The sequence below is a fragment of the Armatimonadota bacterium genome (assembly GCA_013314775.1).
Taxonomy (GTDB): Bacteria; Armatimonadota; Zipacnadia; order Zipacnadales; family JABUFB01; genus JABUFB01.
The window spans coordinates 137,050-158,272 of record JABUFB010000009.1 but is presented as its reverse complement, the minus strand read 5'-3'; the positions used below and the strand labels follow the sequence as shown (position 1 = coordinate 158,272).

Below are 21,223 nucleotides of genomic sequence, written 5' to 3'. Positions count from 1 at the left end.
GGCCGACGCTAACTGAGGCAATTCACCTCGGGTACCCCCGGAACCTCCCCCGGTTGTGCTGCGACGAAGGCCCACGGCGTACTCACGTCGAATTGGTTCGGTATGTACCCGGACGCGACTTCCGTTGACTGGAGGCCCGATATGCGCCCGATCTTCACCGCCGTCTGCGTGATCTGTCTTCTCGGCGCCGCTTGCTCTCAGACGGACCTCAAGCTGATCCCATCGCCACGGTTGGTGGAAGTGCACAGGTCCCTGTGCAACTGGTCTGATGGCTATCACATTACTCTCGCGGATCTGACGGACAGCGACGATGTCTTCGCTGCGGATCAGTTGCGCGAAGAGGTGGCCCGGACACCCTCCGCGGGCAAAGAGACAAGCGGCGCGCGTTTGGATGTGCTCATCGGCGCCCTGAACCAGGCGGCAGTCTCGGCGGAGGTCAATCGCCTGGGAGTCGATCTGGCGCCTCTCGTCGGGAAGAGCACCGAGGCCTACCTGTTAGCGGTACGTCCGGACAAAATCATCGCCGCCGGGAACGGTTCTGCGGGGACCTTCTACGCGATCCAGACACTGAAGCAGCTTCTGCGGGGGAACTCCCGCAATGGCGCGATTCCGTGCGTGACCATTCTGGACTGGCCCGGTCTGACCTGGAGGGGGTACTCGGACGATATCAGCCGCGGGCCGATCCCGACCATGGAGTTCTTTAAGCGCGAAATCCGTACCATGTCGGAGTTCAAACAGAACATGCTCACCTTCTATACAGAGCATGTGTTCAAGCTGGACAAGCACCCCATTATTGCGCCGCCGGACGGGATCACCGCAGACGAGGTGCGGGAACTGTCCGCCTATGCCCGGAAGCATCACGTGGAACTGGTGGGCAATTTCCAGTCCTTCGGCCACTTCTACAACATCCTGCGCCACGAGCAGTACGCCAACCTCCGGGAGACCGGGTCGGTCATCACTCCGGCGAAGGAGGAGAGCTACCAGTTCCTGGACGATGTGTACAGCGAGATCTGCCCCGCTTACGAGTCGAAGCTGTTCAATGTGAACTGCGACGAGACGTGGGGCCTCGGTGAGGGACCCAGCAAGGAATTGGCCGCACAAATCGGTGTGGGCGGCGTCTACCTGCGCCACATGAACCGTATTCACGACATGCTCCGCGACAAGTACGGCAAACGCATGATGATGTGGGGCGACATCGCCCTGCAGCACCCGGATATTATCGATCAGCTTGCGAAGGACACGATCCTGCTGTCGTGGGGCTACGGCGCGGCGGCCAATTACGACCGGGCGATCGAGCCTTTCGTCAAGGCCGGGCTGGAGTTCATGGTCTGTCCGGGCACATCATGCTGGTCGCGGATCTTCCCTGTGTACTCCAACGCCACGGTGAACATCCGCAACTACGTGCGTGACGGGGCAAAGTTCGGGGCCATCGGCATGCTGAATACGACCTGGGATGACGACGGGGAGAACTTGTTCGTCTGGAACTTCTACGGCACCAACTGGGGCGGCGCTTGTGCCTGGCGTCCCGAGGACGCGGACCTGGAGGCCTACGACGCGGCGTACGCGCAGGTTAGCTACGGCACCCCGGACGACAAGGTGACCCAGGCCATCAACCTTCTGGCCTCCTGCAGCGCTAACCCCCTCACCCACGGCAACAGCAACGGGGCCTTCTACGTGAAGCCTCTTGGCGCGCTGGCAACCTCCTTCGACCTGGTGATGGAGCAGGCTGCCGATCTGTGCGACCGCACCGAACGGGCCCTGGAGCTTCTGGAACAGGCGAAGGGGCAGGTGCGTGTCGACAGCGCGGATCTGGACACCATCGCCTTCGCCGCGCGCAGGCTGCATTTCATCGGCAGGGCGCGAGAACTCCAGCTTGGCATGGCGCGGGAGTACACAGAGGCAGTTGCGCGGTTCCCCGAGATCGGCCCGTCGAAGACCGCGCTGGACCGGGCAATCGCCTCCGCGCGGGAACTGGGCGACACCGTGGAGGCCCTCCAGACCGAATACCGGCGGGTGTGGCTCGCGGAGAACCGGCTTTGGTGGCTGGACCGCATGGCGGGCAAGTACGACGGGCTGATCGCGGCCTATCGCAATCACCAAGCGACCCTTGAGGACGCCCGGGCCGAGCTTGAGCAAACCGGCACGCCGCCAGACCCGGCGGCAATCGGTCTCGAACTCGGCGAGACCAGCCGTCGGAATGTGGTCGCCACGGTATCAGCCGAGCCGATCATCCCGGCAGACGCCGCCTGGTGGGATGCACGCTGGCCGTTCCGCATCCCATTCAGCGTTGAGGGGGCCGGGAAGGCGCGGGTCGACTACCCGGTGGAACTACGCCTGAATTTCGCCCCGTATGATGTCGCGGCTGAGTCGGTGCGCGTTGTCGAGGTTGCGGCGGACGGGAAGCTCAAGCCGCTGCTCACCCAGTTCATTCCAGTGGAAGCCAGCATCGGCAATGTGGTTTTCCTGATGCCGGGGGAGACCGCGCCAGGGGCTGTGCGCAGATTCGCCGCGTATTTCGACGTGAAGGGGTCCGCGCCCAAGCCGGCCCAGGAGGGCGAAGCGGTCACTGTCAGGGCAGAAGGCGGCGACCGGTGGATCGAGAACTCGGTCTACCGCACGCTTCTCGGGACCCACGGCGCGCACCTGTTCGTGTGGGAAGTCAAGGCTCTGGGGAACCTGGACATCACTGAGCCGGGGCGCTTCGGGTGGGCCGGCTTTGCGGATGTGGGGCGCGAAGGTGGCCGGGACGCGAACTTCCAGATCACCGTGGAGGTTGCCGGACCGGTGATGGCGCGCATCAAAGCGACCGCACCTTCGGCAATGGCCGAGAAGCTGTTCACCTTCTACGCGGGCAAGCCGTATGTGGAAGTAATGCTGGCCAATCCCACGGACTTCTACTGGAATTACGACAATGTGACCAATTTCGCGAGAGACAAGGGCAATCCGGGCACGGCTATCTTCTCCAACGGCCACAGTGAGCCAGTCTGCGCATCTGACGAGCAGATTCACGCGGTTGCCCGCGGGGCAACATGGGGAGCCAAGACCCGGCCGGATGGCCTGCTGCTGGCGAACATCACGCCGGAGGTGGAGGACGCGACACACATGACCGGGCCCGGGGGCGGATGGGGTGGCACGGGGATCGAGCAGAGCAAACCGGCGGCGCACTTCGTCATCCTTGCAGACAAGGTCCAGGGCGACCCGGCGGCCTTGCTCAATTCGGTGCGCGATACGCTGGACATGCGCAACCAGCCGAGAATGAAGATCAGCGGCCTTCAGGCGAGGCCGGGCGGTTAGGGTCTGCGTGACGCGAGCCAGGTATGACCGCGAGACAAGAAAAAGGACGGGGACACAGGCCTGTGGGCCGCATCCCCGTCCTTGTTTGCTGCTGTCGTCCGTCTCCGATCCGGCTGTCGCTGAGCTCGTCGCAACCTACGGACCGTCGGCGGCGGGAGTCCAGTAGGCATTATGAATGCCGGGGTAGGTGTTGCCGTTCCAGGACAGGTTCTCGCCGTTGACCGTCATCCACTTTGCGTGGCCATCGGCGAAAGACATGTTCCAACCGCCATTGTGGAACTTCTGGTTGATGTAGCTGCCCGGGTCGGTGTGGGACGCCTGGTAGTTCAGCTTGGACTCGATGAGATGAATCGTGTTCGCAGCATCTGCGACCTGCGAGTCCTTGATCCCACTCATGCTGGTGTTGGGCTGGTAAGAGCGGTTCGGGAAACCGCAGCAGTTGGTGACGCCGTCGTCACTGGGGCAGATGATGATCTGGACATTCTTCAGGTACGGGGTGACGCAATCGAACCACCAGTATCGGTTCGCGCCATTACGGGAGTACGGTCCGGTGGATGTGGGCGGGTTGCTGGTGACGAAAGCGCCCTGCACATTGCGGCTGTCGTAGTCCTGCGCGTACATCATCATGCCAAGCTGCAACTGCTTCAGGTTGCTGAGACAACTGGTTTGCCGGGCCTTCTCACGGGCACGTGCGAAGACGGGGAAGAGGATTGCGGCCAGAATCGCGATGATCGCGATGACGACCAACAGCTCGATCAGTGTAAAACCATGGCGCCTCATTCGATGCATTCCTCGTGCTTGGATTTGGTGTGACTCACTGCGTGGCGAAAGCCACGAGCAGGAGGCTGAACGATACAGTATTGAAGCAATTTGCGCAAGTTTTGCTGTGTTTTTCCCTTGCTTCAGATAAAGAAGGCTGCAGTGAGCCGAAACGAAAGAGGAGGGTCTCATGCCCACTCGCATCACCACAATCGACGGTCTTTCTTTCGCCTTCGAGGAGTACCAGATGCCCGAGACCGGGCCTTGCGACGTGCGGGTGCGGGTGGAGTTCGCTGCACCCAAGCATGGCACGGAGAAGCAGCTTATCCAGGGCAGCCCCCTGGAACTGAAGCGTTTCGACCCTCACCTGCGCATGTATTTCGAGCGGGAGGAGCCTGTGCAACCCGATGAACGTAGGGCCCGGGGGATGGGCAACATGGTGGTGGGCACGGTCACCGCGATCGGACCCGATGTGACGCGCTTCGCGGTGGGTGAAAGGGTGTTCGGCTACGGGCCCATTCAGGAGGAGCACCAGCAGGGAGAAAGCCACTGGTGGCCGCTTGGGAAGCTTTCGGACTCCGATGGGGTCTGCGTGGACCCGGCGCACGTGGCCTTCGTGGCGGTGCGCGACGGGAACGTGCGGGTGGGGGACAATGTGGCCGTGTTCGGCCTTGGAGCCATCGGCCTCATGGCAGTCCAGATTGCCAGCGCTTCAGGAGCTTTTAAGGTCTTTGCCGTTGACCCCATCGCCGTTCGACGCGACTGCGCGGCCCGTTTCGGAGCGGACCTCGTGCTGGACCCGACTGCCTGCGACGCGGCTTTGGAGATCAAACGTGCCACAGGAGACCGGGGGGCGGACATCTCCATCGAGACTTCGGGCAATGCCCGGGCCTTGCATGAGTCAATCCGCTGTCTCATGCAGTGCGGAACGGTTGTTCATGTGCCGTGGGGGCCCGCCAACTGCAGCGACCTGCGGCTGAACGAAGAGTTCCACCTGAACCGGATCAGCATGATCGGAAGCCAAGCATGGGCGGGTTGGGGCAATGCTGACCGAGACTTCCCGCGCTGGACCCACGAGCGCGCTTTCGAGGCGGCGATCCAGCTGTTTCGCGATGGCACGATCACCGGAGAGGGGATTGTTGCGCCAATTGTGCCCTTTGCGGATTGCCCTGATGCGCTGCGGATGATTTTCGAAAACCCCGAGGAGACGGTGAAGGTTGGGGTGAGGTTCGGATAGGATGCAGGATCGGCCCGGCATTGATGCCGGGTCGGCCGGTACGGAGGCCCCGCGCTGAAGCACGGGGCTATGGAAGTCGGACGCCAAATCGGCCCCGCGCTAAAGCACGGGGCTACGGGCCTTTGGCCGGCCGTCCTCCGGACGGGGAGGCCAGGCGACGGCGTTGCGGAGGCCCCGCGCTGAAGCACGGGGCTATGGGCCTTTGGCCGGCCGTCCTCCGGACGGGGAGGCCAGGCGACGGCGCTGCGGAGGCCCCGCGCTAAAGCACGGGGCTATGGGCCTTTGGCCGGCCGTCCTCCGGACGGGGAGGCGACGGCGTTGCGGAGGCCCCGCGCTGAAGCACGGGGCTATGGAATTCGGACGCCAAATCGGCCCCGCGCTGAAGCACGGGGCTATGGGCCTTTGGCCGGCCGTCCTCCGGACGGGGAGGCGTTGTTTGCGTCCGTCAGGACGCTTGGTCCGACGCGCTCCGGCCACGGAGCGCCGGACCCTCAGACCCGTGCTTCAGCACGGGGCACCAAACGGCGGGATCGACCGCCCCTGGGGGGATTCCCCTGCCTAATTCCAAGTCTGAGATCTACCTCCACTTTGTCTGGGCCACCAAAGGACGCCTCCCGTTGCTTGTGCCCGAAATCAGGCGTCCCGTGTACCGATGTATCGGGGCGGAAGTGGCAAAACTTGGTTGCGTCCTGCTGGCTCTGGGGGGGACGGAGGATCATGTTCACATGCTAGTGCGGACTCCGGCCAAGGTCTGCGCGTCAAGCGTTGCACAGAGGGTGAAGGGCGTTTCCTCCTACACGGTCAGTGAGACCCGCCCAGCGGCGGGTGGGTTCTATTGGCAGCCGGGATACGGTGTCTTCTCCGCAGGCGCGGATCAGCTGGATAGAATTGCTGCGTATATTGCGATGCAGGAGGAGCACCATCGGAGGGGTAACGTCGAGGCTTTCTGGGAGAGGTGCGGTGATGCTGAGCGTTCGGCCCCGCATTGATGCCGGGTCGGCCGGTGCGAAGGCCCCGCGCTAAAGCACGGGGCTATGGGCCTTTGGCCGGCCGTCCTCCGGACGGGGAGGCGACGGCGTTGCGGAGGCCCCGCGCTAAAGCACGGGGCTATGGAATTCGGACGCCAAATCGGCCCCGCGCTAAAGCACGGGGCTACAGGCCTTTGGCCGGCCGTCCTCCGGACGGGGAGGCGTTCTTTGCGTCCGTCAGGACGCTTGGTCCGACGCGCTCCGGCCACGGAGCGCCGGACCCTCAGACCCGTGCTTCAGCACGGGGCTCGGCACGGGGCTACGGAATTCGGACGCCAAATCGGCCCCGCGCTAAAGCACGGGGCTACAGGCCTTTGGCCGACCGTCCTCCGGACGGGGAGGCGTTCTTTGCGTCCGTCAGGACGCTTGGTCCGATGCGCTCCGGCCACGGAGCGCCGGACCCTCAGACCCGTGCTTCAGCACGGGGCTCGGCTAGCCGGTCTTCCACTGGAACGGGGTTCTCAGGAGCTCCATGAAGTCGTCGGCGTGGGCGATCCCGATCTTTGCCGGGGCGTCTTCTGAGGGGCGCAGCTTGAGGATTCGTTCGTACGGTGGGTCAAGCCAGAAGCGCCCGATCTCCGACACCCTCTCGATTGCGCGGCATGCCTTGTGTCGGATCAGTTCCCGCGCTTTCGTGGGGTGCAGGTGGACCGCCGCGCCGTTGAAGCGACTGTTCTCGGCGCCCGTGAGCCCCGTTGCCGATCCGCGTTTCAGCCCTTCCTTTACCGCTGCCGTCTCGATGTCCGGCACCAGCGCCGTGGCCTCATCCGCCGCCGCGACATCCCCGCAGACCAGGACCGTCGGGACCCCGTAGTAGGCGCAGAAGAGCATGTTTACGCCCATCTCGCCCACCGAGACACCATTGATCGTCTCGTCTTCAACGTCGAAAGACCCTGTATGGCTCAGATGCCCGCCGTCGGTGTTGGATTTCGCGTGCTGGCCCACCATGATTGCGGCGTCGAAGCGGTCGTCGCAGCCGAATGGGTAGCCGATGGGGCGACCAAAAAGCAGTTTCGCCTCGGGGTGCAGGAGTATCGGGTTGATTGCACCGTGACCGTGCCCGTCCACCACAAGCACCTCGCCGGCCCCGGCATCCAGGCAGCCCTGCACTGCGGCGCTGGTCTCGAGAGTAACGATCTCCCGCGCGTATTCATACCAGCGATGTTCGGGCGCGCCGTAATCGTGCCAGCTCGGGATGCCTGCGCAGCCTTCGAGGTCGGTCATGACATAGACTTTCATGGTGGGCGCCTCCTTACGGGTCGTCCGACATTTCCCGCACTTGCCCCGGACTTCCTGCAATGTCCGCACCAAACGATAGGCCCCGGCGGACTGGCCGGGGCCTTCGCTATGTGATCAGCCTTCACAGGCTGGGTGAACCGACTATCGGTTCGGGTAGGGAATAGTGCCATCATCGGTCGGCGGGTTGTCATCCCAGTAGATGTTCCACGGCGGCACGCGGTTCTTGCCGTTGCGCTTGACGAAGGCCTGGAGGGTAAGCCACTTGACGTGCCCGTCGCAGTAGGCCGCATTTACCCCTCCATTGTGGCGGTTCGCGCCTTCCTTCTTGGAGTCCCAGTCGAGGTCGAGTTCTTCCATGAGTCCGGCCCAGTCATTGGTCCCTGGACGCACGGACTGGTCGCCGCTGTCGAATGCCATGTAAGTCTCGGCCGGATACTCAAGCTGGTAGATGCTGCCCACGGAGCCCTCAATGCCGTCGTACGGCCAGCCGTAGTTTCCGTCGTAGTTGTTATACCAGCCGGTGGCGTCCCAGGAACTGCTGACCCGGTCCGGGCTGGTGGGGCAGTCGAACACTCCGGCGTTCTTCACGTAGGGCATGAGCTTGTACCAGGATCCGTAGCCGGCATACTCGGGAGCAGCCTGGGTGGCATTGTAGCTGTACAGGTAGCCGTCGTAGTCTCCCGCGTACATGAGCATGGCTGTGGCGATCTGCTTCAGGTTGCTGGTGCAACTGGCCGCTTCCGCCTTCTCCCGCGCCTTGGCGAACACGGGGAACAGGCTCGCCGCAAGAATCGCGATGATCGCGATGACCACCAGAAGTTCGATGAGTGTGAAACCGTTCTTTCGCATGATCTCTCCTTTGATGCTTGCGCGTCGATGTCGCAAGAGTCAGCGGGTCAAAGCGTCCCGGATGGCCTGAACCACCAGGCCGGGTACACTGCTGACAACGCCAAGTGCCGCAGAAACGAGGACCAGCGCCAGCGCCGAACCAATCATGTACACACGCTCGCGCATCGCCTCGCGGGGTGTGGGGGTGAGTGCTTGATGCCATTGGGAGTCCGCCTGCGCCATCGTGTCCGTTCCTTCCTGGCCTGTACCGCGTCCGTCTGTGTCGCCCCTCAGCGGGGCCAGTCGAAGGTTAGCCTGCGTCAGTTAAGCCCGACGGAAGCCCGGGTTAAGACTCTGCTAACGCGCGGCGCAGGTTGTTCGCAGTGAAATCAGGAAATCCCACGGGACGCGGGCAATTCGCTGCAACGTCGGGGAGGCTGCCCCATGAACTGCATCGTCATCTGCCTGGACACGCTGCGCTGGGATCACCTGGGCTGCTATGGGAACACGGTGGTGGAGACACCGGGTATGGACTGGCTGGCGCGCATTGCCACCCGGTTCGATGCTGCCTACTGCGCCAGTTTCCCGACCATCCCCATGCGTACTGACGCTTTCACGGGCAATGTGCGCTGGCCGGTCTACGGCTGGAAGAACCTGGGGGAGGACGAGACCACTTTCGTCCGGATGCTCGCGGATGCGGGATACCACACGGCATTCATCCACGACACCTGGAACATGGTGCCCACAGGGTTCGGGCGAGACTTCCACGACGACATCCTCCTGGAGCCGCCGCCGGGGTGGGAGAGCAACATCGAGAAGATCGAGGTGCCCGTCCCGCGTGAGCATTACCGCCAGAATGCCGGCGGGTACATACGAGACCGGGCGAGAACCCTCCATTGCAGGCATGAGGAGGACTGGTTCGTGGCGCGCACCATGACCGCCGCCAGCGAGTGGCTCGAGGACAACCACAAGCGCGACAGGTTCTTCCTGTGGGTGGACAGCTTCGAGATCCACGAGGACTGGTATGCGCCGGACTTCTACACCGAGCATTACAGCCCGAACTACCGCGGGGTGGACTACTCCTACCCGAACTACGGCTACACGGATATCTACAAGCCCGCGGAACTCAAGCGCCTGCGGGCCCGGTATGCGGCCGAAGTGACCCTCACTGACCGGTGGGTGGGCCATCTCCTGCGCAGCGTGGAGCTCATGGGGCTGTTAGAGAACACAATGATCGTGCTGGTGTCCGACCATGGCATCTATATCGGGGAGCACAAGCGCACGGGGAAGCACACGGTGGACCCGGAAGACCCCTGGCCGATCTACGATGAGGTGGGGCGGATACCGCTACTGGTCTACCTGCCGAAGGCGAAGTTGCCGCGACGCTGCGGGGCACTGGTGCAGGCGGCGGACCTTGCCCCGACGATTCTCCAGGCGCTTGGTGTGAAGGCTCCGGAAATGACAGGCAGATCGGTCCTTCCGCTGCTGCGGGGGGAAACGCGGACCCATCACCCCTATGTCTTCACTTCGTGCCACAGCGGCCCCGGTCCGGGCCGCATCCAGTACCTGCCTTCGTGCATCACCGTGACCGGTCCGCGCTACACCCTTGTCACCGGACCCGAAGGTTGGAAGCCGGCGTTGCATGACCGGCGAGAGGATCCGGGTCAGGTGCGGAACATCATCCGAAAGCACCCGGAGATCGCGCGGAAGATGCAGGGGGCGCTGATCCAGTTCATGCGACGGCAGGGCGCGGACGAGGGGTACATCCAGGCATTCACAAGGATCTGATCAGGGGATCTCGGCAGGTCGGGCCGAACGGGGAAGCAGATCACTGTCACGAGGGTGACTCTCCCCATCCGGCCCGACCGATCAGTCTTCGGGTGGGTGCGGTTACGGTCCCGTGGATGGCGTCGCGCCCGGGACAAGCGGCGGCACAGCCCCGCCGGGTGCAGGTGCAATCAATGACGGTCCAGTTCCTGTGCCCGTGGGTATAAGCTGGGTCTGAGGCTCTTCGTACCAGGCTTCGGCCTTCTTCTCCAGGGTCAGCGCGTTGAAGCGGATCACCTTGCCATTGCAGGCGATATACAGATTGTCTCCGCTGATGAGCATCGCAGGCTGGGAAATGACTACGCTCGGTGCTGCTGCACCACCCGCACCCAGCGCGGACGCACTCAGTCCCCCAAGTCCGCCCAGCAGACCCAGCCCTCCCATACCGCCCATCCCTCCGAGCAGGTCTCCCAGGCCCATATCATCCCCCTGGCAAAAGGCCGTCCCGGTCAGGAACCCGATGAGTGCGAGGCTGGTGATGAGAATTGCGGCGCAACGTTTCATGGCACACGCTCCCCGTATCTGTGTCGGTGATCACGGCTCGCAGACGCTGTGATGAGCCTTCCCGCGCGCTCTCAATATCCTTAGACATCATTGGCCGGACGGGGGTGCCTTCAAACGCGCCGGGGCCGTCTACACCGACATCCCGATGAGTGCCAGCGTCCTGCTCCAGCATTCGCGCAGGGACTGGGACACCGGGCCATCCGGGTCGAACTCCACCAGCGGGGTTGCCGCTGCCACCGCTCGCGTCACCGTCTCATCGTAAGGCAGCCTGCCAACGATGCCGGCGCCCATTTCTCGCGCGACGCTTTCTGCCTGTCGGGCCCGGTCCAGGTTCAGATCGGCCTTGTTCACGATGAGCGCGGTGGGTATGCCGAAATGCGCGGCAGTCCCAATTACGCGGCGCATATCGTGGATGCCCGACGGCGTGGGCTCGGTGACGATCAGCGCGAGATCAACATCCGCGAGGGCTGCGGTTGCGGTGCAGCCAATTCCGGGCGGCCCGTCAATGAGCACCAGGTCTGTTCCGTTTTGCATCGCCAGATCTTCAGCGGCCTGGCGCACCATGGTGACCAGCCGGCCCGAGCTTTCCGCGCCGGGCACCAGTTTGGCGTGGGCCATCGGGCCGTAGCGCGTTTGCGAGATGAACAGGTCGCCGGTGAGCGCCGGTTCCATGTGCAGGGCAGTTCGGGGGCACACGAGGGTGCAAAAGCCGCAGCCTTCGCAGGCGAAGGGATTCACGGCTTCGACCGTGATCGCCTCGAATCGGCAGTGGCGCTCGCATTCCCCGCAGCGCGTGCAGAGGCTCTCGTCCCGCACTGCAATCTTCGCGCCGTAGAACTGCTCCCGCCGATTGATCTGTGGGTGAAGCATGAGGTGCAGGTTTGCGGCATCGACGTCAGTATCGGCCAGTATCTTTTCCGGCCCCAGGGCGGCGAAGGATGCCACCACGCTGGTCTTTCCGGTGCCACCCTTGCCGCTGACGACGGTGATCTGCCTGTACGGGGTCATTGCGACACCTCCCTGGCCACGGCGTCGAGCAGGCTCACCAGCTTCGGTCGCCAGTCGGGGAACTCCAGGGCCAGCGTGCGCCCGCGTGAGTATGCCCGGGCGATCTCACGGTCGTGAGGGATGCGCAGGAGGATGGGGATGCCGCTGCGTTCACAGTAGTCATCCACGCCGGCATCACCCACACCATCGCGGTTGACCACCACTCCGCAGGGCACCGAGAGCGCCCGACAGGTCTCGACCGCCGCTCCCAGGTCGCTCAGGCCGAAGGGCGTGGGTTCGGTGACGAGAATGCAGTAATCACTCTCGGCAACGGTTTCCTGCATGGGGCAGGCAGTTCCCGGCGGGGCGTCGATGATGGTGATGCAGTCGTCTTTGGCGTGCTTTTTCACGGCGCCCGTGATTGCGCCGGTGTGTTGTTGGGCTACCTCGGAGCGTCCCTGGACGAACTCAATGCCGCCTTCTGCCATGCCCGTGTCCACTCGCCCGACGACTCGGGGGATTTCGGTGATGGCATCAACCGGGCAGATCCAGGCACATGCGCCGCAGCCGGTACACAGTTCGTGGAACGTGATCACCGTCTGTCGGATGCGCGCGATGGCGCTTGCGGCGCATACTTCGGCACACTTGCCGCAACGGACGCACGTCTCCGGGTCGACCTGGGGCACCAGCAGCTCCACGGGCTGCGTGCCGGTGAACTGCACCGGGAGCACCAGGTCCGCGTTGGGCTCCTCAACGTCCGCGTCCAGCAGTTGCACGGCGCCGGGGTGCCGTTCAACCAGAGCATAGGCGAGGGACGTGGAAAGCAGCGTCTTTCCCGTTCCGCCTTTGCCTGCCGCGACGGACACCGTCAGCGCAGCTCGATCTAGATCCGTCTGCATATCACACCAACCTCTCAAGCGTTGGGAGACTGGCCGGACAGAGGTTACGAGATTCGGATCACGCCGTCAGGGGAGACGGACAGGACCACCCCGGCAGCAATGTCCAGCGTGCGGCCTGGGAATGCCTCGCGCAGCACCTGCGCGGACGTCTCCCCTGTGCAGTGAGAGGCACCGATTGCGGACAGACCAGCCGCCGCCAGGTCTCGCGCAAGCGCTCGGACTTCATCAACCGGCTCCGCTACCAGGTGCGTTCCGCCGACGATTGCCCAGACCGGAGCGCCCGGGGCGATTTCCCGGGCTCTTGCCAGGATGTTGCGCAGTCCCGCGTGGGCGCAGCCGGTGAGGATGAAGATGCCTTCGCCCGCACTGAGGACCAGGGACACGTCATCGGCGAAATCATCGGGGCCGATCAGCTCGTCGCGGGTCCTGAGCAGGTGCGGCGCCGGTACACTGCCGGTGACGGAGCGGGGCACGAAGCCGGTGGTCCGCACTCCGGGCGCCACCTCGACCGGGTTTTCCGACAGGTGGAACCGCGCCCCAAGCGCCTCGTACTGGGCCCGGGCAAGGGGCATTCCGATGTACCGGGCATCCCCTTGGCCACGGTCGGCGAAGGTGGGGTCGAAGGCTGCCGGGTGAGCCCACACGTCCAGCGGCCCCGACCGCTCCAGGAGTGACGCAAGCCCGCCTGTGTGGTCGTAGTGCCCGTGGCTGAGCACCAGGGCATCCAGCGTGGTCAGGTCCACCCCCGCCCGGTCCGCATTGGGCAAGAGCGTGGGCCCCGAGCCCGTGTCCAACAGCACCCGGCGTCCAGCGGACTCCACTAACGCAGCCCAGCCGTGCTCGCAGCCGAAACCCGGGCGGGCCCGGTTGTCGCACAGCACTGTTATCCGCAAGACTCTCGGGTGCTCAACCATGTCGCCGCGCCTCAGTCGATCTCATCGCACAACTGCGCGAAGCGGGACATCATCTCGGCTCTACGCCGCAAGACGTCTGCCCAGGCCTTGAGATGCGCCCGGCCGGCATCGGTCACCGCGTAATCCCGCCGGGCCGGACCGCCGCCGGTGGTATCCCAGGTGGACTCCACCAGGCCCGCATCTTCGAGCTGCCGAAGAGCGCGGTAGACCGCTCCCGCATCCACCGTGGTCTCGCAGATTCCAAGTTCGTTGGCCTGCTGAATGAGATCATAACCGTGGGTGCTGTCGCGTTTTGCCAGCAGGTATAACAGCGCGGGTTCGACCATTCTCGGGAACCGCCCGAAACCGCCCGGTCCACCTAACCCGAATCCTCGCCCCCCTCCTCGAGGGCCTCCTCGTGGCACACCAATCACCCCTATATGTTTACGACATATAGATATTATTCACAAACAATGACGGCGTCAAGAGCCACGTCCCAGGCCCAGGGCGCAGGCAATCATGCGTGAGGATGGAAACCGAGACGGCTCTTGACATTCCAGGGACCCTGTTTCCCCCCGCGAAGCCCGGTCGCCTCCTTGTATGGGGGACCGCGAGGGGGTATAATAAAGACACCAAGAGGTCGCCCTGCGCTGCGCGTGACATCACAACAGTTTTGGGCCAACACCCATGCCAAGGGAGCTCGGGCTTCGCGCCGGGCGCGACGTCCCGCTTCGCGGGATATGCAACTTGCGCGAGAGAGCACCCACCTTGCCTATGGGTCCAAAAACTCGCGGATGCACGGCACTTGCGGGGCCCTCTTGTCTCCCTATGTGGGGCCGCAGCCATGAATCTCTTTGACCGTTCTCCCACCGGCTCCAATGCTCCCCTCGCCGCGCGCATGAGACCCGTCAGCCTGGACGAGGTGGTCGGGCAAGATCATTTGGTGGCACCTCAGTCTGTATTGCGACGCGCGCTGGAGGGCGACCGTCTGCCATCCATCATTTTTCACGGACCGGCCGGGACAGGGAAGAGCACTCTTGCGCGGATCGTGGCCAACCATACGAGCCGGGATTTCGTGGAATTGTCGGCGGTGAGTGCCGGTGTGAAGGAGATCCGCGCCATCGCTGAGCAGGCCCGTCAGCGCCTGTCGCTCAATGATGTGGGCACGATCCTGTTTGTGGACGAGATTCACCGGCTGAACAAGGCCCAGCAGGACCAGTTGCTGCCCCATGTTGAGGATGGAACCTTCACTCTCATCGGCGCCACGACAGAGAACCCCTACTTCAGTGTGACGTCCCCGCTCCTGTCCCGCTGCCGGCTGTTCGCCCTGGAGAAGCTCACCGAGGAGGAGCTAAAGCTGCTGCTTCGCCGGGCCCTTGAGGACAGTGAACGAGGGTTGGGCGGTCTGGAGGTGGAAATTGCCCCGGACGCGCTGGAGCATATTGCGCGGGGAGCTTCGGGGGATGCCCGGGCGGCGCTCAACGCCCTGGAACTGGCGGCACTGAGTGTGCAGCCGGACGGGGACGGGAAACGGGTTATCACCATTGCCGATGCCGAGGAAGCCCTGCAAAGACCGGTGCTGAAGTATGACCGCGACGGCGTGGAGCACTATGACACGATCTCGGCGTTCATCAAGAGCATGCGCGGGTCGGACCCCGACGCCGCTGTGTACTGGCTTGCGAAGATGCTTGAGGCGGGGGAGGACCCTCGTTTCATCGCGAGACGGATCATCATCCAGGCGGCGGAGGACGTTGGTCTGGCTGACCCCACGGCGCTGAGGGTTGCGGTGGCCGCCGCCGATGCGGTAGAATACGTAGGGCTCCCGGAAGCTCAGATCCCGCTGGCGATGGCGGCGATCCACATTGCCGTCTCGCCCAAGAGCAACTCGGTGTACAAGGCGATCTCGCAGGCCCGGGAACTGGTGCGCAAGCAGGGAGCACAGGCCGTGCCCCCTCATCTCGCAGGCGGGCCCCGGCCCGGGGATTCCCGGGAAGACTACCTGTACCCCCACGACCACCCCCGGGGGTGGGTTGCGCAGCAGTACCTGCCATCCCAGGTTGAGGCGGTTCAGTTCTACCATCCCGGGGATAACCCCCGCGAGGCCAGGATAGCGGCCTATCTCGCGGATCTGAAGGGCGCTGGTGGAGCGGCGCCCGGGGAAAGCGGCGAGGCGGCAGATCCCTCCAAGGGTGAGTGACTTGAGAATTGATGTTGACGTCGTGGACGGCTGGCTTCAGACCATCCGCGTGGAGGGCGAACTGGACGCGTATACTGCGCCACAGTTCATGGAGGCCGTCACCCAGACTCTTGACGAGGGCTTCTCCTGGCTGGTGGTTGACCTGCGCCAGGTGGAGTTCATCGACAGCGTGGGCCTGGGGATTCTCATCGGCGGCTCCAAGCGCGCGGGCGAGAAGAACGGGGACATGGCGGTGGCCTGCGACAGGCCCAATGTCCGGCGGGTCTTCGAGGTGTCCGGAACCGCAGAATTGCTGAATGTTGTGGACGAACTGGCGCACGCCGTGGAGATACTGGCCACTGAACGGGCCGCGCGGAGCGGCGGTCAGGTCTGCAAGCCGGGGGGCGAGGCGCAGTGAATACGGTCCCTCAGGACGTGGTTGAACTCCGGTTGCCGCCGGACGCCAAGTACATTGCCGTGGTGCGCCTCATGGTGGCTGGTGTCGCATCCCGGGTGGGGATAGACGTGGACGAGGTGGATGATATGAAGGTCGCGATCTCCGAGGCCTTCACCAATACCATCGACCACGCCTACCAGGGACGAGAAGCCGGTATGGTCACCGTGCGCATGATCCCGTCTGATGCCGCCCTGCGCATTGAGGTAATCGATGAGGGGTTAGGCTTCGATCCGGGTTCTCGGGACTTCACCCAGGTTGGCGACCTCACCGGCGAAGGTGGTCTCGGGCTGTACCTGGTGCACCAATACATGGACGAAGTGAAGATCGAAAGTGCGCCGGGCAGTGGGACGAAAGTGATCATGACCAAGCGCCTGGCGAGGTGACCCACGTGACATCTCGCTGGGACAACATGTCCACCAACGAGCTGTTCGTGGAGCTGCGGCGCTCTGGAGACCCTGAACTGCGGGCATACCTGATCGAGCGGCACGAGGGGCTCGTACGCCACGTTGCCCGGGACTATATGTCCCGGGGCGAGTCGTATGAGGACATCGTGAGTGTGGGTCACCTGGGCCTCATCCATGCGGTGGACCGCTTCGACCCCGAGCGCGGCACTAAGTTCGCCACCTTCGCTGTCCCCACCATCAAGGGCGAGATGCAGCGGCATTTCCGTGACCGCACCTGGGGCCTGCGGGTTCCCAGGCGCATCCAGGAGCTGTCAATGCAAGCCCGGAAGCTCAGTGATGAGCTGGCGCAGCAACTGGGGCGGGCCCCGAACTATGCCGAGCTTGCGGTGGAACTGGGCGTGACCGAGGAAGATGTTATCGAGGCGATGGAAGTCGGCAGGCAGTACGAGCTTCTGAGCATCGAGGACGGTGGCCCCAACGAGGACGGCAACAACGGTCTCGCCGCGATCGACAGGGCCGGTGAGGAGGATGACGCGCTGGAAGAGATAGGGGCGCGGGACGAGATCACCAAGGCCCTGCGGCAGCTGCCTCCGCGGGAACAGGTCATCATAGTCCTGCGTTTCTTCCGGGATATGACCCAGCAAGAAGTGGGGGAGCGACTGGGCATTTCGCAGATGCATGTATCCCGTCTACAGGCGAGGGCGCTGAGGAGATTGCGGCAAATCCTGGGGCGTGAGCGCTGATTTCGCCCGAGCTTCGACAGGCACTCCGGGAGAAGCAATGAGCTGGCGTCGGTGGCTGCAGATGGCGAGCGCAGTGTGTGCCGGCGTCCTGATGGCTGCTGCTGCCGTCTGGTTTGTGAACCGCATATCCCAGACCCTGTGGCTCTTTGCCGCCGGACTGCTGATCGCGTTTGTCCTCGACCCGCTCCTGGACAAGCTCGAGGCCCGGGGGTGGTCGCGCGCAAAGGCAGTTGCCCTCGTGGCTGGCTGCGCCGTGGTGCTGGTGGCTTTGGCCCTGAGTTGGATCATCCCTGCCCTCGTGGCCCAGGCCCAGAGCCTCGCACAGCACTGGAGCGGCTACAGCGAAGCGATCGATCAGGCCTACGCCAACCTGGAGAGCGCCGTTCGGGCATACGCGCAGGAGCTTTTCCCGGAATACGACGCGGCACCGTACCTGGACGCGAAGGTTGAGGAAGGACAGGCGTGGCTGGAGGCCCGTCTGCCGGCCTTCCTTAGAATGGTGACCGACCGCCTGGTACGTTCCGTGTCCTTTACCGGGACGCTGATCCTGCTGGCCATCATCACGGTTCACTTCATGATGGTCATCGACCCATTCCGAGCGGCGATCCGGGATATGCTCCCACAGGCGGCCAGTGATGATGTTGAGGACATAAGCCGCAAGGTCGGTCTCATGTTGGGACAGTACCTTCGCGGGCAGGCCAGCATGATCCTCGTAGCCGGCTGTGTCGCCACGGTGTTCATGGTCGGCCTGCGCATGTTCTACGGTACCGAGTACTCGTTGGTCGTGGGGCTCGTGACCGGGATTACCTACATCATCCCCTGGATCGGCGCCGCCGCGAGCACTGTGCTGGCGGCGGTTCTGAGTTACGTATCGGCGACCCATGACCCGCTGCACGCGGCGATCATTGCGGCCGTTCTTATGACCGTGAACAACCAGATCTGCGATCAGCTCATCATGCCGCGCATCATCGGACGCCAGGTGGGTCTTCACCCGCTTGCAGTGATCTTCGCGATGCTGGCGGGATACCAGGTGATGGGCGTCGCGGGGATGATCATCGCGGCTCCTGCGGTGGCCAGTATCAAGATCATCCTTGCGCGGTGGCTACCGCTCAAGGAAGTGCAAGTCCGGCCGGGACGTGTGGCGCCGCTCCTGCTAGATATATCAGCCGCGGGGAAGATGCTCTCGGCGGGTGTTCAGGATCTCACTCGTCGGGTGGAGAACGCTATTGGCATTGGGCCCGAAGACGAATCTGACGGGCCGCACGCACCAACCGAGCAGAAGGATGTCTCAGACGATGGCAATCAGGAACCTGACGATCCAAGAACTTCGTGAAACCTTCCTGGGGTTCTTCGGTGAGCGAGGACACATAACCCGCCCCAGCGCTCCCCTGGTCCTGCATGACGACCCCACGAGCCTGTTCACCAGCGCCGGCATGCAGCCCTACATCGGCGCGTTTCGCGGCGAGGACCGTCCTCCCGCTCCGCGGGTAGCGAGTTGTCAGAAGTGCCTGCGCACCGGGGATATCGATGATGTGGGCCGGTACAACCGCTACCACACCTTCTTCGAGATGCTGGGCAACTTCTCATTCGGCGACTACTTCAAGAAGGAAGCCATCGAATGGGGCTGGGAATTCGTCACCGGGGTCATGGGGCTTCCACGGGAAGCTCTCTGGATCACGGTTTTCGAGACCGATGATGAGGCCGAGGAGCTCTGGCACAAGCACATTGGTGTCCCCGCCGACCGCATTCAGCGCTGGGACCGCAACGATAACTGGTGGCCGAAGGTGCGCTGGGAGGGTCCCTGCGGCCCGTGCACCGAGATCCACGTGGATCTTGGCCCCTCGGCCGGCTGCCCGAACGGGTGTGAGTTCGGCTGCAACTGCAATCGCTGGCTGGAACTGTGGAACCTCGTGTTCCAGCAGTACACCGAGTCCGAGGATGGTGTGCTCACACCACTGCCCGCGCCGGGTATCGACACGGGCATGGGACTGGAGCGCCTGGGTCTAGTCTCCCAGGGCAAAGAGTGGTCCATGGAGACCGACGAGCTGTGGCACGTGCTCACCACCGCCCAGAGCATTATCAACGAGGACCGCAACAAACCTTACGTCTACGGTCAGGATGCCGAGCTTGATCTTGCCCTGCGGGTCATCGCCGACCACCTCCGCGGTGTTGCTTTTGTCATCGCGGACAATGTGACCCCGTCCAATGAGGGCGCGGGGTATGTCATCCGCCGCCTCATCCGTCGCGCATACCGTTTCGGCCGCAAACTCGGGGCTCAGAAGCCATTCCTGTACCGCGCGCTGCCCGCAGTGACGCAGGCGATGGGGCAGGTGTATCCGGAACTCGCCCAGCGTCAGGACTATGCGGTCAAGGTGCTTCAGGGTGAGGAAGAGCGGTTCGACGCCACCCTCGAACACGGCCTTGCGCTGTTCGAGGAGATCGCCGAGGACCTGCGCCGACGCAATGAGACCTGCATCCCGGGCGACCTGGCGTTTCGATTGTCGGACACCTACGGGTTCCCGGTGGAGGTCACCCGGGAGTTGGCCGGCGAGCGCGGATTGACGGTGGACGAGGAGGGATTCCAGCAGGCTCTCGAGGCGCAGCGCGAGCGGGCCCGAGGCAAGGCCAAAGGGCTCGAGCTTGCGGTTGACCTGAGCATCTCCAGCGCCGCGGGGACTTCGGAGTTCACCGGTTACGAGCGATCCGAGGACCACGGCACAGTGACCCTCGTGATCGCCGACGGGCAGGTCGTGGAGAGTGTGGAAACGGGCGCTGAGGCGGGAATCGTGCTGGACCGCACTCCTTTCTATGCGGAACGCGGTGGCCAGGTGGGCGACACCGGCGTGATCGAGGCGGACGGAGCGAGGTTTGAGGTCCGGGACACTGTGCCCCTGGGCGACGCAATCATGCACGTGGGAACGGTGGTCCGCGGCAGGTTCGCAGTGGGTGACGCGGTCGCGGCCAGCGTGGATGCTGCCCGTCGAGCCGACATCCGGCGCAACCATTCCGCAACGCACCTGCTCCAGGCAGCCCTGCGGGAAGTGCTGGGCGACCACGTGGCGCAGTCCGGGTCCCTGGTCTCGCCCGACCGCCTGCGATTCGACTTTTCCCACCACGAGGCGGTCTCGCCCGAGCAACTGGATCGTGTCGAGGACCTGGTGAATGGCTGGATCATGGATAACTTCGAAATCGCGTCCTGCGAGATGGGGCTTGACGAGGCCCGACAGGCCGGTGCGATTGCGCTGTTCGGCGAGAAGTATGAGGACACCGTGCGCACGGTGAGCGTCGCCGGAGTGAGCATGGAGCTGTGCGGCGGCACTCACTGCTGCAGCACCGGGGAAATCGGTCTCATGCGGATCGTCCATGAAAGCGGCGTGGCTGCGGGGGTACGTCGCATCGAGGCGGTGACTGGCCGCGGAGCGCTCAAGCGTTTCCGCCAGGTCGAAGCTGATCTTACTGCGGCTGCCGCGGCGCTCAGCTGCCAGCCCCACGAGGTCGTGGAGCGCATCGATGGCCTGCGCAAACGCATCAGCGAACTGCAGCACGAAGTGAAGGCCGCGCGAGAGATGTCTGCGGCGACCAACCTGGATGACATCATCGCTTCTGCGCAAGCGGTTGGCGAGGCGCAGCTTGTAACCGCCGCGATTCCGGGGGCCGATCACGACGCTCTGGCGGCCCTCGCGGACAAGATCACCGACCGCCTGACCAACGGTGTTGCGGTGCTGGGCTCCGTGGATGATGGTAAGGTCAACCTTATCTGCAAGGTGGACAAGGGTGTCATCGACAAGGGAGGACACGCCGGCAACCTGATCCGCGAGGTGGCCCAGGTGTGCGGTGGTGGAGGAGGCGGCCGCCCGAACTTCGCGAAGGCCGGCGGCAAGGACGCGGACAAGCTTGACGCGGCGCTGGCGAAAGCCGCGGAGGTCCTCGCGGCGCAGTTGGGATGAG

Annotated in this window: 18 protein-coding genes, 1 other RNA gene and 1 pseudogene; 11 read left to right on the top strand and 9 right to left on the bottom strand. The window is 64.0% G+C overall.

The window, feature by feature from the left end:
* Window positions 1–141: 141 nt before the first annotated feature.
* Entirely contained in the window at window positions 142–3,294 is a 3,153-nt protein-coding gene (locus tag HPY44_12025) for a family 20 glycosylhydrolase (protein NSW56734.1), read from the top strand.
* 588 nt (window positions 3,295–3,882) lie between these two features.
* Here the strand turns inward: HPY44_12025 and HPY44_12020 are convergent.
* Window positions 3,883–4,074, bottom strand: a pseudogene (locus HPY44_12020) (prepilin-type N-terminal cleavage/methylation domain-containing protein).
* A 169-nt stretch (window positions 4,075–4,243) separates the two neighbouring features.
* Here HPY44_12020 and HPY44_12015 point away from each other — a divergent pair.
* Window positions 4,244–5,290 carry a zinc-binding alcohol dehydrogenase gene (locus tag HPY44_12015; protein ID NSW56733.1) on the top strand — a complete coding sequence of 349 codons (1,047 nt, stop codon included), beginning with the start codon at window positions 4,244–4,246 and terminating at the stop codon, window positions 5,288–5,290.
* Window positions 5,291–5,838: 548 nt separating this feature from the next.
* Window positions 5,839–6,279 (top strand): IS200/IS605 family transposase, encoded by a 441-nt coding sequence (tnpA, locus tag HPY44_12010; GenBank protein ID NSW56732.1) that lies wholly within the window; start codon window positions 5,839–5,841, stop codon window positions 6,277–6,279.
* Window positions 6,280–6,750: 471 nt separating this feature from the next.
* Here the strand turns inward: tnpA and HPY44_12005 are convergent, their stop codons facing one another.
* The 3 genes from HPY44_12005 to HPY44_11995 form a co-directional block, all read right to left on the bottom strand.
* Window positions 6,751–7,557, bottom strand: a complete 807-nt coding sequence (locus HPY44_12005) for a M55 family metallopeptidase (protein NSW56731.1) — start codon at window positions 7,555–7,557, stop codon at window positions 6,751–6,753.
* A gap of 141 nt (window positions 7,558–7,698) precedes the next feature.
* Window positions 7,699–8,406, bottom strand: a complete 708-nt coding sequence (locus HPY44_12000; GenBank protein ID NSW56730.1) for a DUF1559 domain-containing protein — start codon at window positions 8,404–8,406, stop codon at window positions 7,699–7,701.
* Between the two features lie 39 nt (window positions 8,407–8,445).
* Window positions 8,446–8,628, bottom strand: a complete 183-nt coding sequence (locus HPY44_11995) for a hypothetical protein (protein ID NSW56729.1) — start codon at window positions 8,626–8,628, stop codon at window positions 8,446–8,448.
* Window positions 8,629–8,829: 201 nt separating this feature from the next.
* On the opposite strand from HPY44_11995, the gene HPY44_11990 reads away from it, so the two are divergent.
* Complete coding sequence (locus tag HPY44_11990) at window positions 8,830–10,173, top strand: sulfatase (GenBank protein ID NSW56728.1); 1,344 nt, start codon at window positions 8,830–8,832, stop codon at window positions 10,171–10,173.
* A 102-nt stretch (window positions 10,174–10,275) separates the two neighbouring features.
* On the opposite strand, the gene HPY44_11985 is transcribed toward HPY44_11990, so the two are convergent.
* From HPY44_11985 to HPY44_11965, 5 genes are all read right to left on the bottom strand, one after another.
* Complete coding sequence (locus HPY44_11985; protein NSW56727.1) at window positions 10,276–10,716, bottom strand: hypothetical protein; 441 nt, start codon at window positions 10,714–10,716, stop codon at window positions 10,276–10,278.
* Between the two features lie 129 nt (window positions 10,717–10,845).
* Entirely contained in the window at window positions 10,846–11,724 is an 879-nt protein-coding gene (locus tag HPY44_11980) for a P-loop NTPase (GenBank protein NSW56726.1), read from the bottom strand.
* Window positions 11,721–12,602, bottom strand: a complete 882-nt coding sequence (locus HPY44_11975) for a P-loop NTPase (protein ID NSW56725.1) — start codon at window positions 12,600–12,602, stop codon at window positions 11,721–11,723. The genes HPY44_11980 and HPY44_11975 overlap by 4 nt, the downstream gene beginning before the upstream one ends.
* 44 nt (window positions 12,603–12,646) lie before the next feature.
* A complete protein-coding gene (locus HPY44_11970) occupies window positions 12,647–13,516 on the bottom strand; it encodes an MBL fold metallo-hydrolase (protein ID NSW56724.1) in 870 nt (289 codons plus the stop codon).
* Window positions 13,517–13,527: 11 nt separating this feature from the next.
* Window positions 13,528–13,842 (bottom strand): helix-turn-helix transcriptional regulator, encoded by a 315-nt coding sequence (locus HPY44_11965; protein ID NSW56723.1) that lies wholly within the window; start codon window positions 13,840–13,842, stop codon window positions 13,528–13,530.
* 292 nt (window positions 13,843–14,134) lie between these two features.
* Between HPY44_11965 and ssrS the strand changes: the two genes are divergently transcribed.
* The 7 genes from ssrS (at window position 14,135) to alaS (ending at window position 21,222) form a co-directional block, all read left to right on the top strand.
* A non-coding RNA gene (gene ssrS, locus HPY44_11960) (6S RNA) lies at window positions 14,135–14,313 on the top strand.
* 26 nt (window positions 14,314–14,339) lie between these two features.
* Window positions 14,340–15,692: a replication-associated recombination protein A gene (locus tag HPY44_11955; GenBank protein ID NSW56722.1), complete on the top strand. Its 1,353-nt coding sequence runs from the start codon at window positions 14,340–14,342 to the stop codon at window positions 15,690–15,692.
* A gap of 1 nt (window position 15,693) precedes the next feature.
* Window positions 15,694–16,089, top strand: coding sequence for an STAS domain-containing protein (locus tag HPY44_11950; GenBank protein ID NSW56721.1), 396 nt, complete (start codon window positions 15,694–15,696; stop codon window positions 16,087–16,089).
* Window positions 16,086–16,511, top strand: coding sequence for an ATP-binding protein (locus HPY44_11945; protein NSW56720.1), 426 nt, complete (start codon window positions 16,086–16,088; stop codon window positions 16,509–16,511). Before HPY44_11950 ends, HPY44_11945 begins: the two co-directional genes overlap by 4 nt.
* Before the next feature lie 5 nt (window positions 16,512–16,516).
* On the top strand, window positions 16,517–17,275 hold the full coding sequence (locus HPY44_11940) for a SigB/SigF/SigG family RNA polymerase sigma factor (protein ID NSW56719.1): 759 nt from the start codon (window positions 16,517–16,519) through the stop codon (window positions 17,273–17,275).
* Between the two features lie 61 nt (window positions 17,276–17,336).
* On the top strand, window positions 17,337–18,608 hold the full coding sequence (locus HPY44_11935; GenBank protein NSW56718.1) for an AI-2E family transporter: 1,272 nt from the start codon (window positions 17,337–17,339) through the stop codon (window positions 18,606–18,608).
* Window positions 18,571–21,222 (top strand): alanine--tRNA ligase, encoded by a 2,652-nt coding sequence (gene alaS, locus HPY44_11930; protein NSW56717.1) that lies wholly within the window; start codon window positions 18,571–18,573, stop codon window positions 21,220–21,222. The genes HPY44_11935 and alaS overlap by 38 nt, the downstream gene beginning before the upstream one ends.
* Window position 21,223: the final 1 nt, after the last annotated feature.

Coding starts and splice junctions, on each gene's coding strand:
- HPY44_12025 (NSW56734.1), top strand. CDS start 142: ATGCGCCCGATCTTCACCGCCGTCTGCGTGATCTGTCTTCTCGGCGCC.
- HPY44_12015 (NSW56733.1), top strand. CDS start 4,244: ATGCCCACTCGCATCACCACAATCGACGGTCTTTCTTTCGCCTTCGAG.
- HPY44_12005 (NSW56731.1), bottom strand. CDS start 7,557: ATGAAAGTCTATGTCATGACCGACCTCGAAGGCTGCGCAGGCATCCCG.
- HPY44_12000 (NSW56730.1), bottom strand. CDS start 8,406: ATGCGAAAGAACGGTTTCACACTCATCGAACTTCTGGTGGTCATCGCG.
- HPY44_11995 (NSW56729.1), bottom strand. CDS start 8,628: ATGGCGCAGGCGGACTCCCAATGGCATCAAGCACTCACCCCCACACCC.
- HPY44_11990 (NSW56728.1), top strand. CDS start 8,830: ATGAACTGCATCGTCATCTGCCTGGACACGCTGCGCTGGGATCACCTG.
- HPY44_11985 (NSW56727.1), bottom strand. CDS start 10,716: ATGAAACGTTGCGCCGCAATTCTCATCACCAGCCTCGCACTCATCGGG.
- HPY44_11980 (NSW56726.1), bottom strand. CDS start 11,724: ATGACCCCGTACAGGCAGATCACCGTCGTCAGCGGCAAGGGTGGCACC.
- HPY44_11975 (NSW56725.1), bottom strand. CDS start 12,602: ATGCAGACGGATCTAGATCGAGCTGCGCTGACGGTGTCCGTCGCGGCA.
- HPY44_11970 (NSW56724.1), bottom strand. CDS start 13,516: ATGGTTGAGCACCCGAGAGTCTTGCGGATAACAGTGCTGTGCGACAAC.
- HPY44_11965 (NSW56723.1), bottom strand. CDS start 13,842: ATGGTCGAACCCGCGCTGTTATACCTGCTGGCAAAACGCGACAGCACC.
- HPY44_11955 (NSW56722.1), top strand. CDS start 14,340: ATGAATCTCTTTGACCGTTCTCCCACCGGCTCCAATGCTCCCCTCGCC.
- HPY44_11935 (NSW56718.1), top strand. CDS start 17,337: ATGGCGAGCGCAGTGTGTGCCGGCGTCCTGATGGCTGCTGCTGCCGTC.
- alaS (NSW56717.1), top strand. CDS start 18,571: ATGGCAATCAGGAACCTGACGATCCAAGAACTTCGTGAAACCTTCCTG.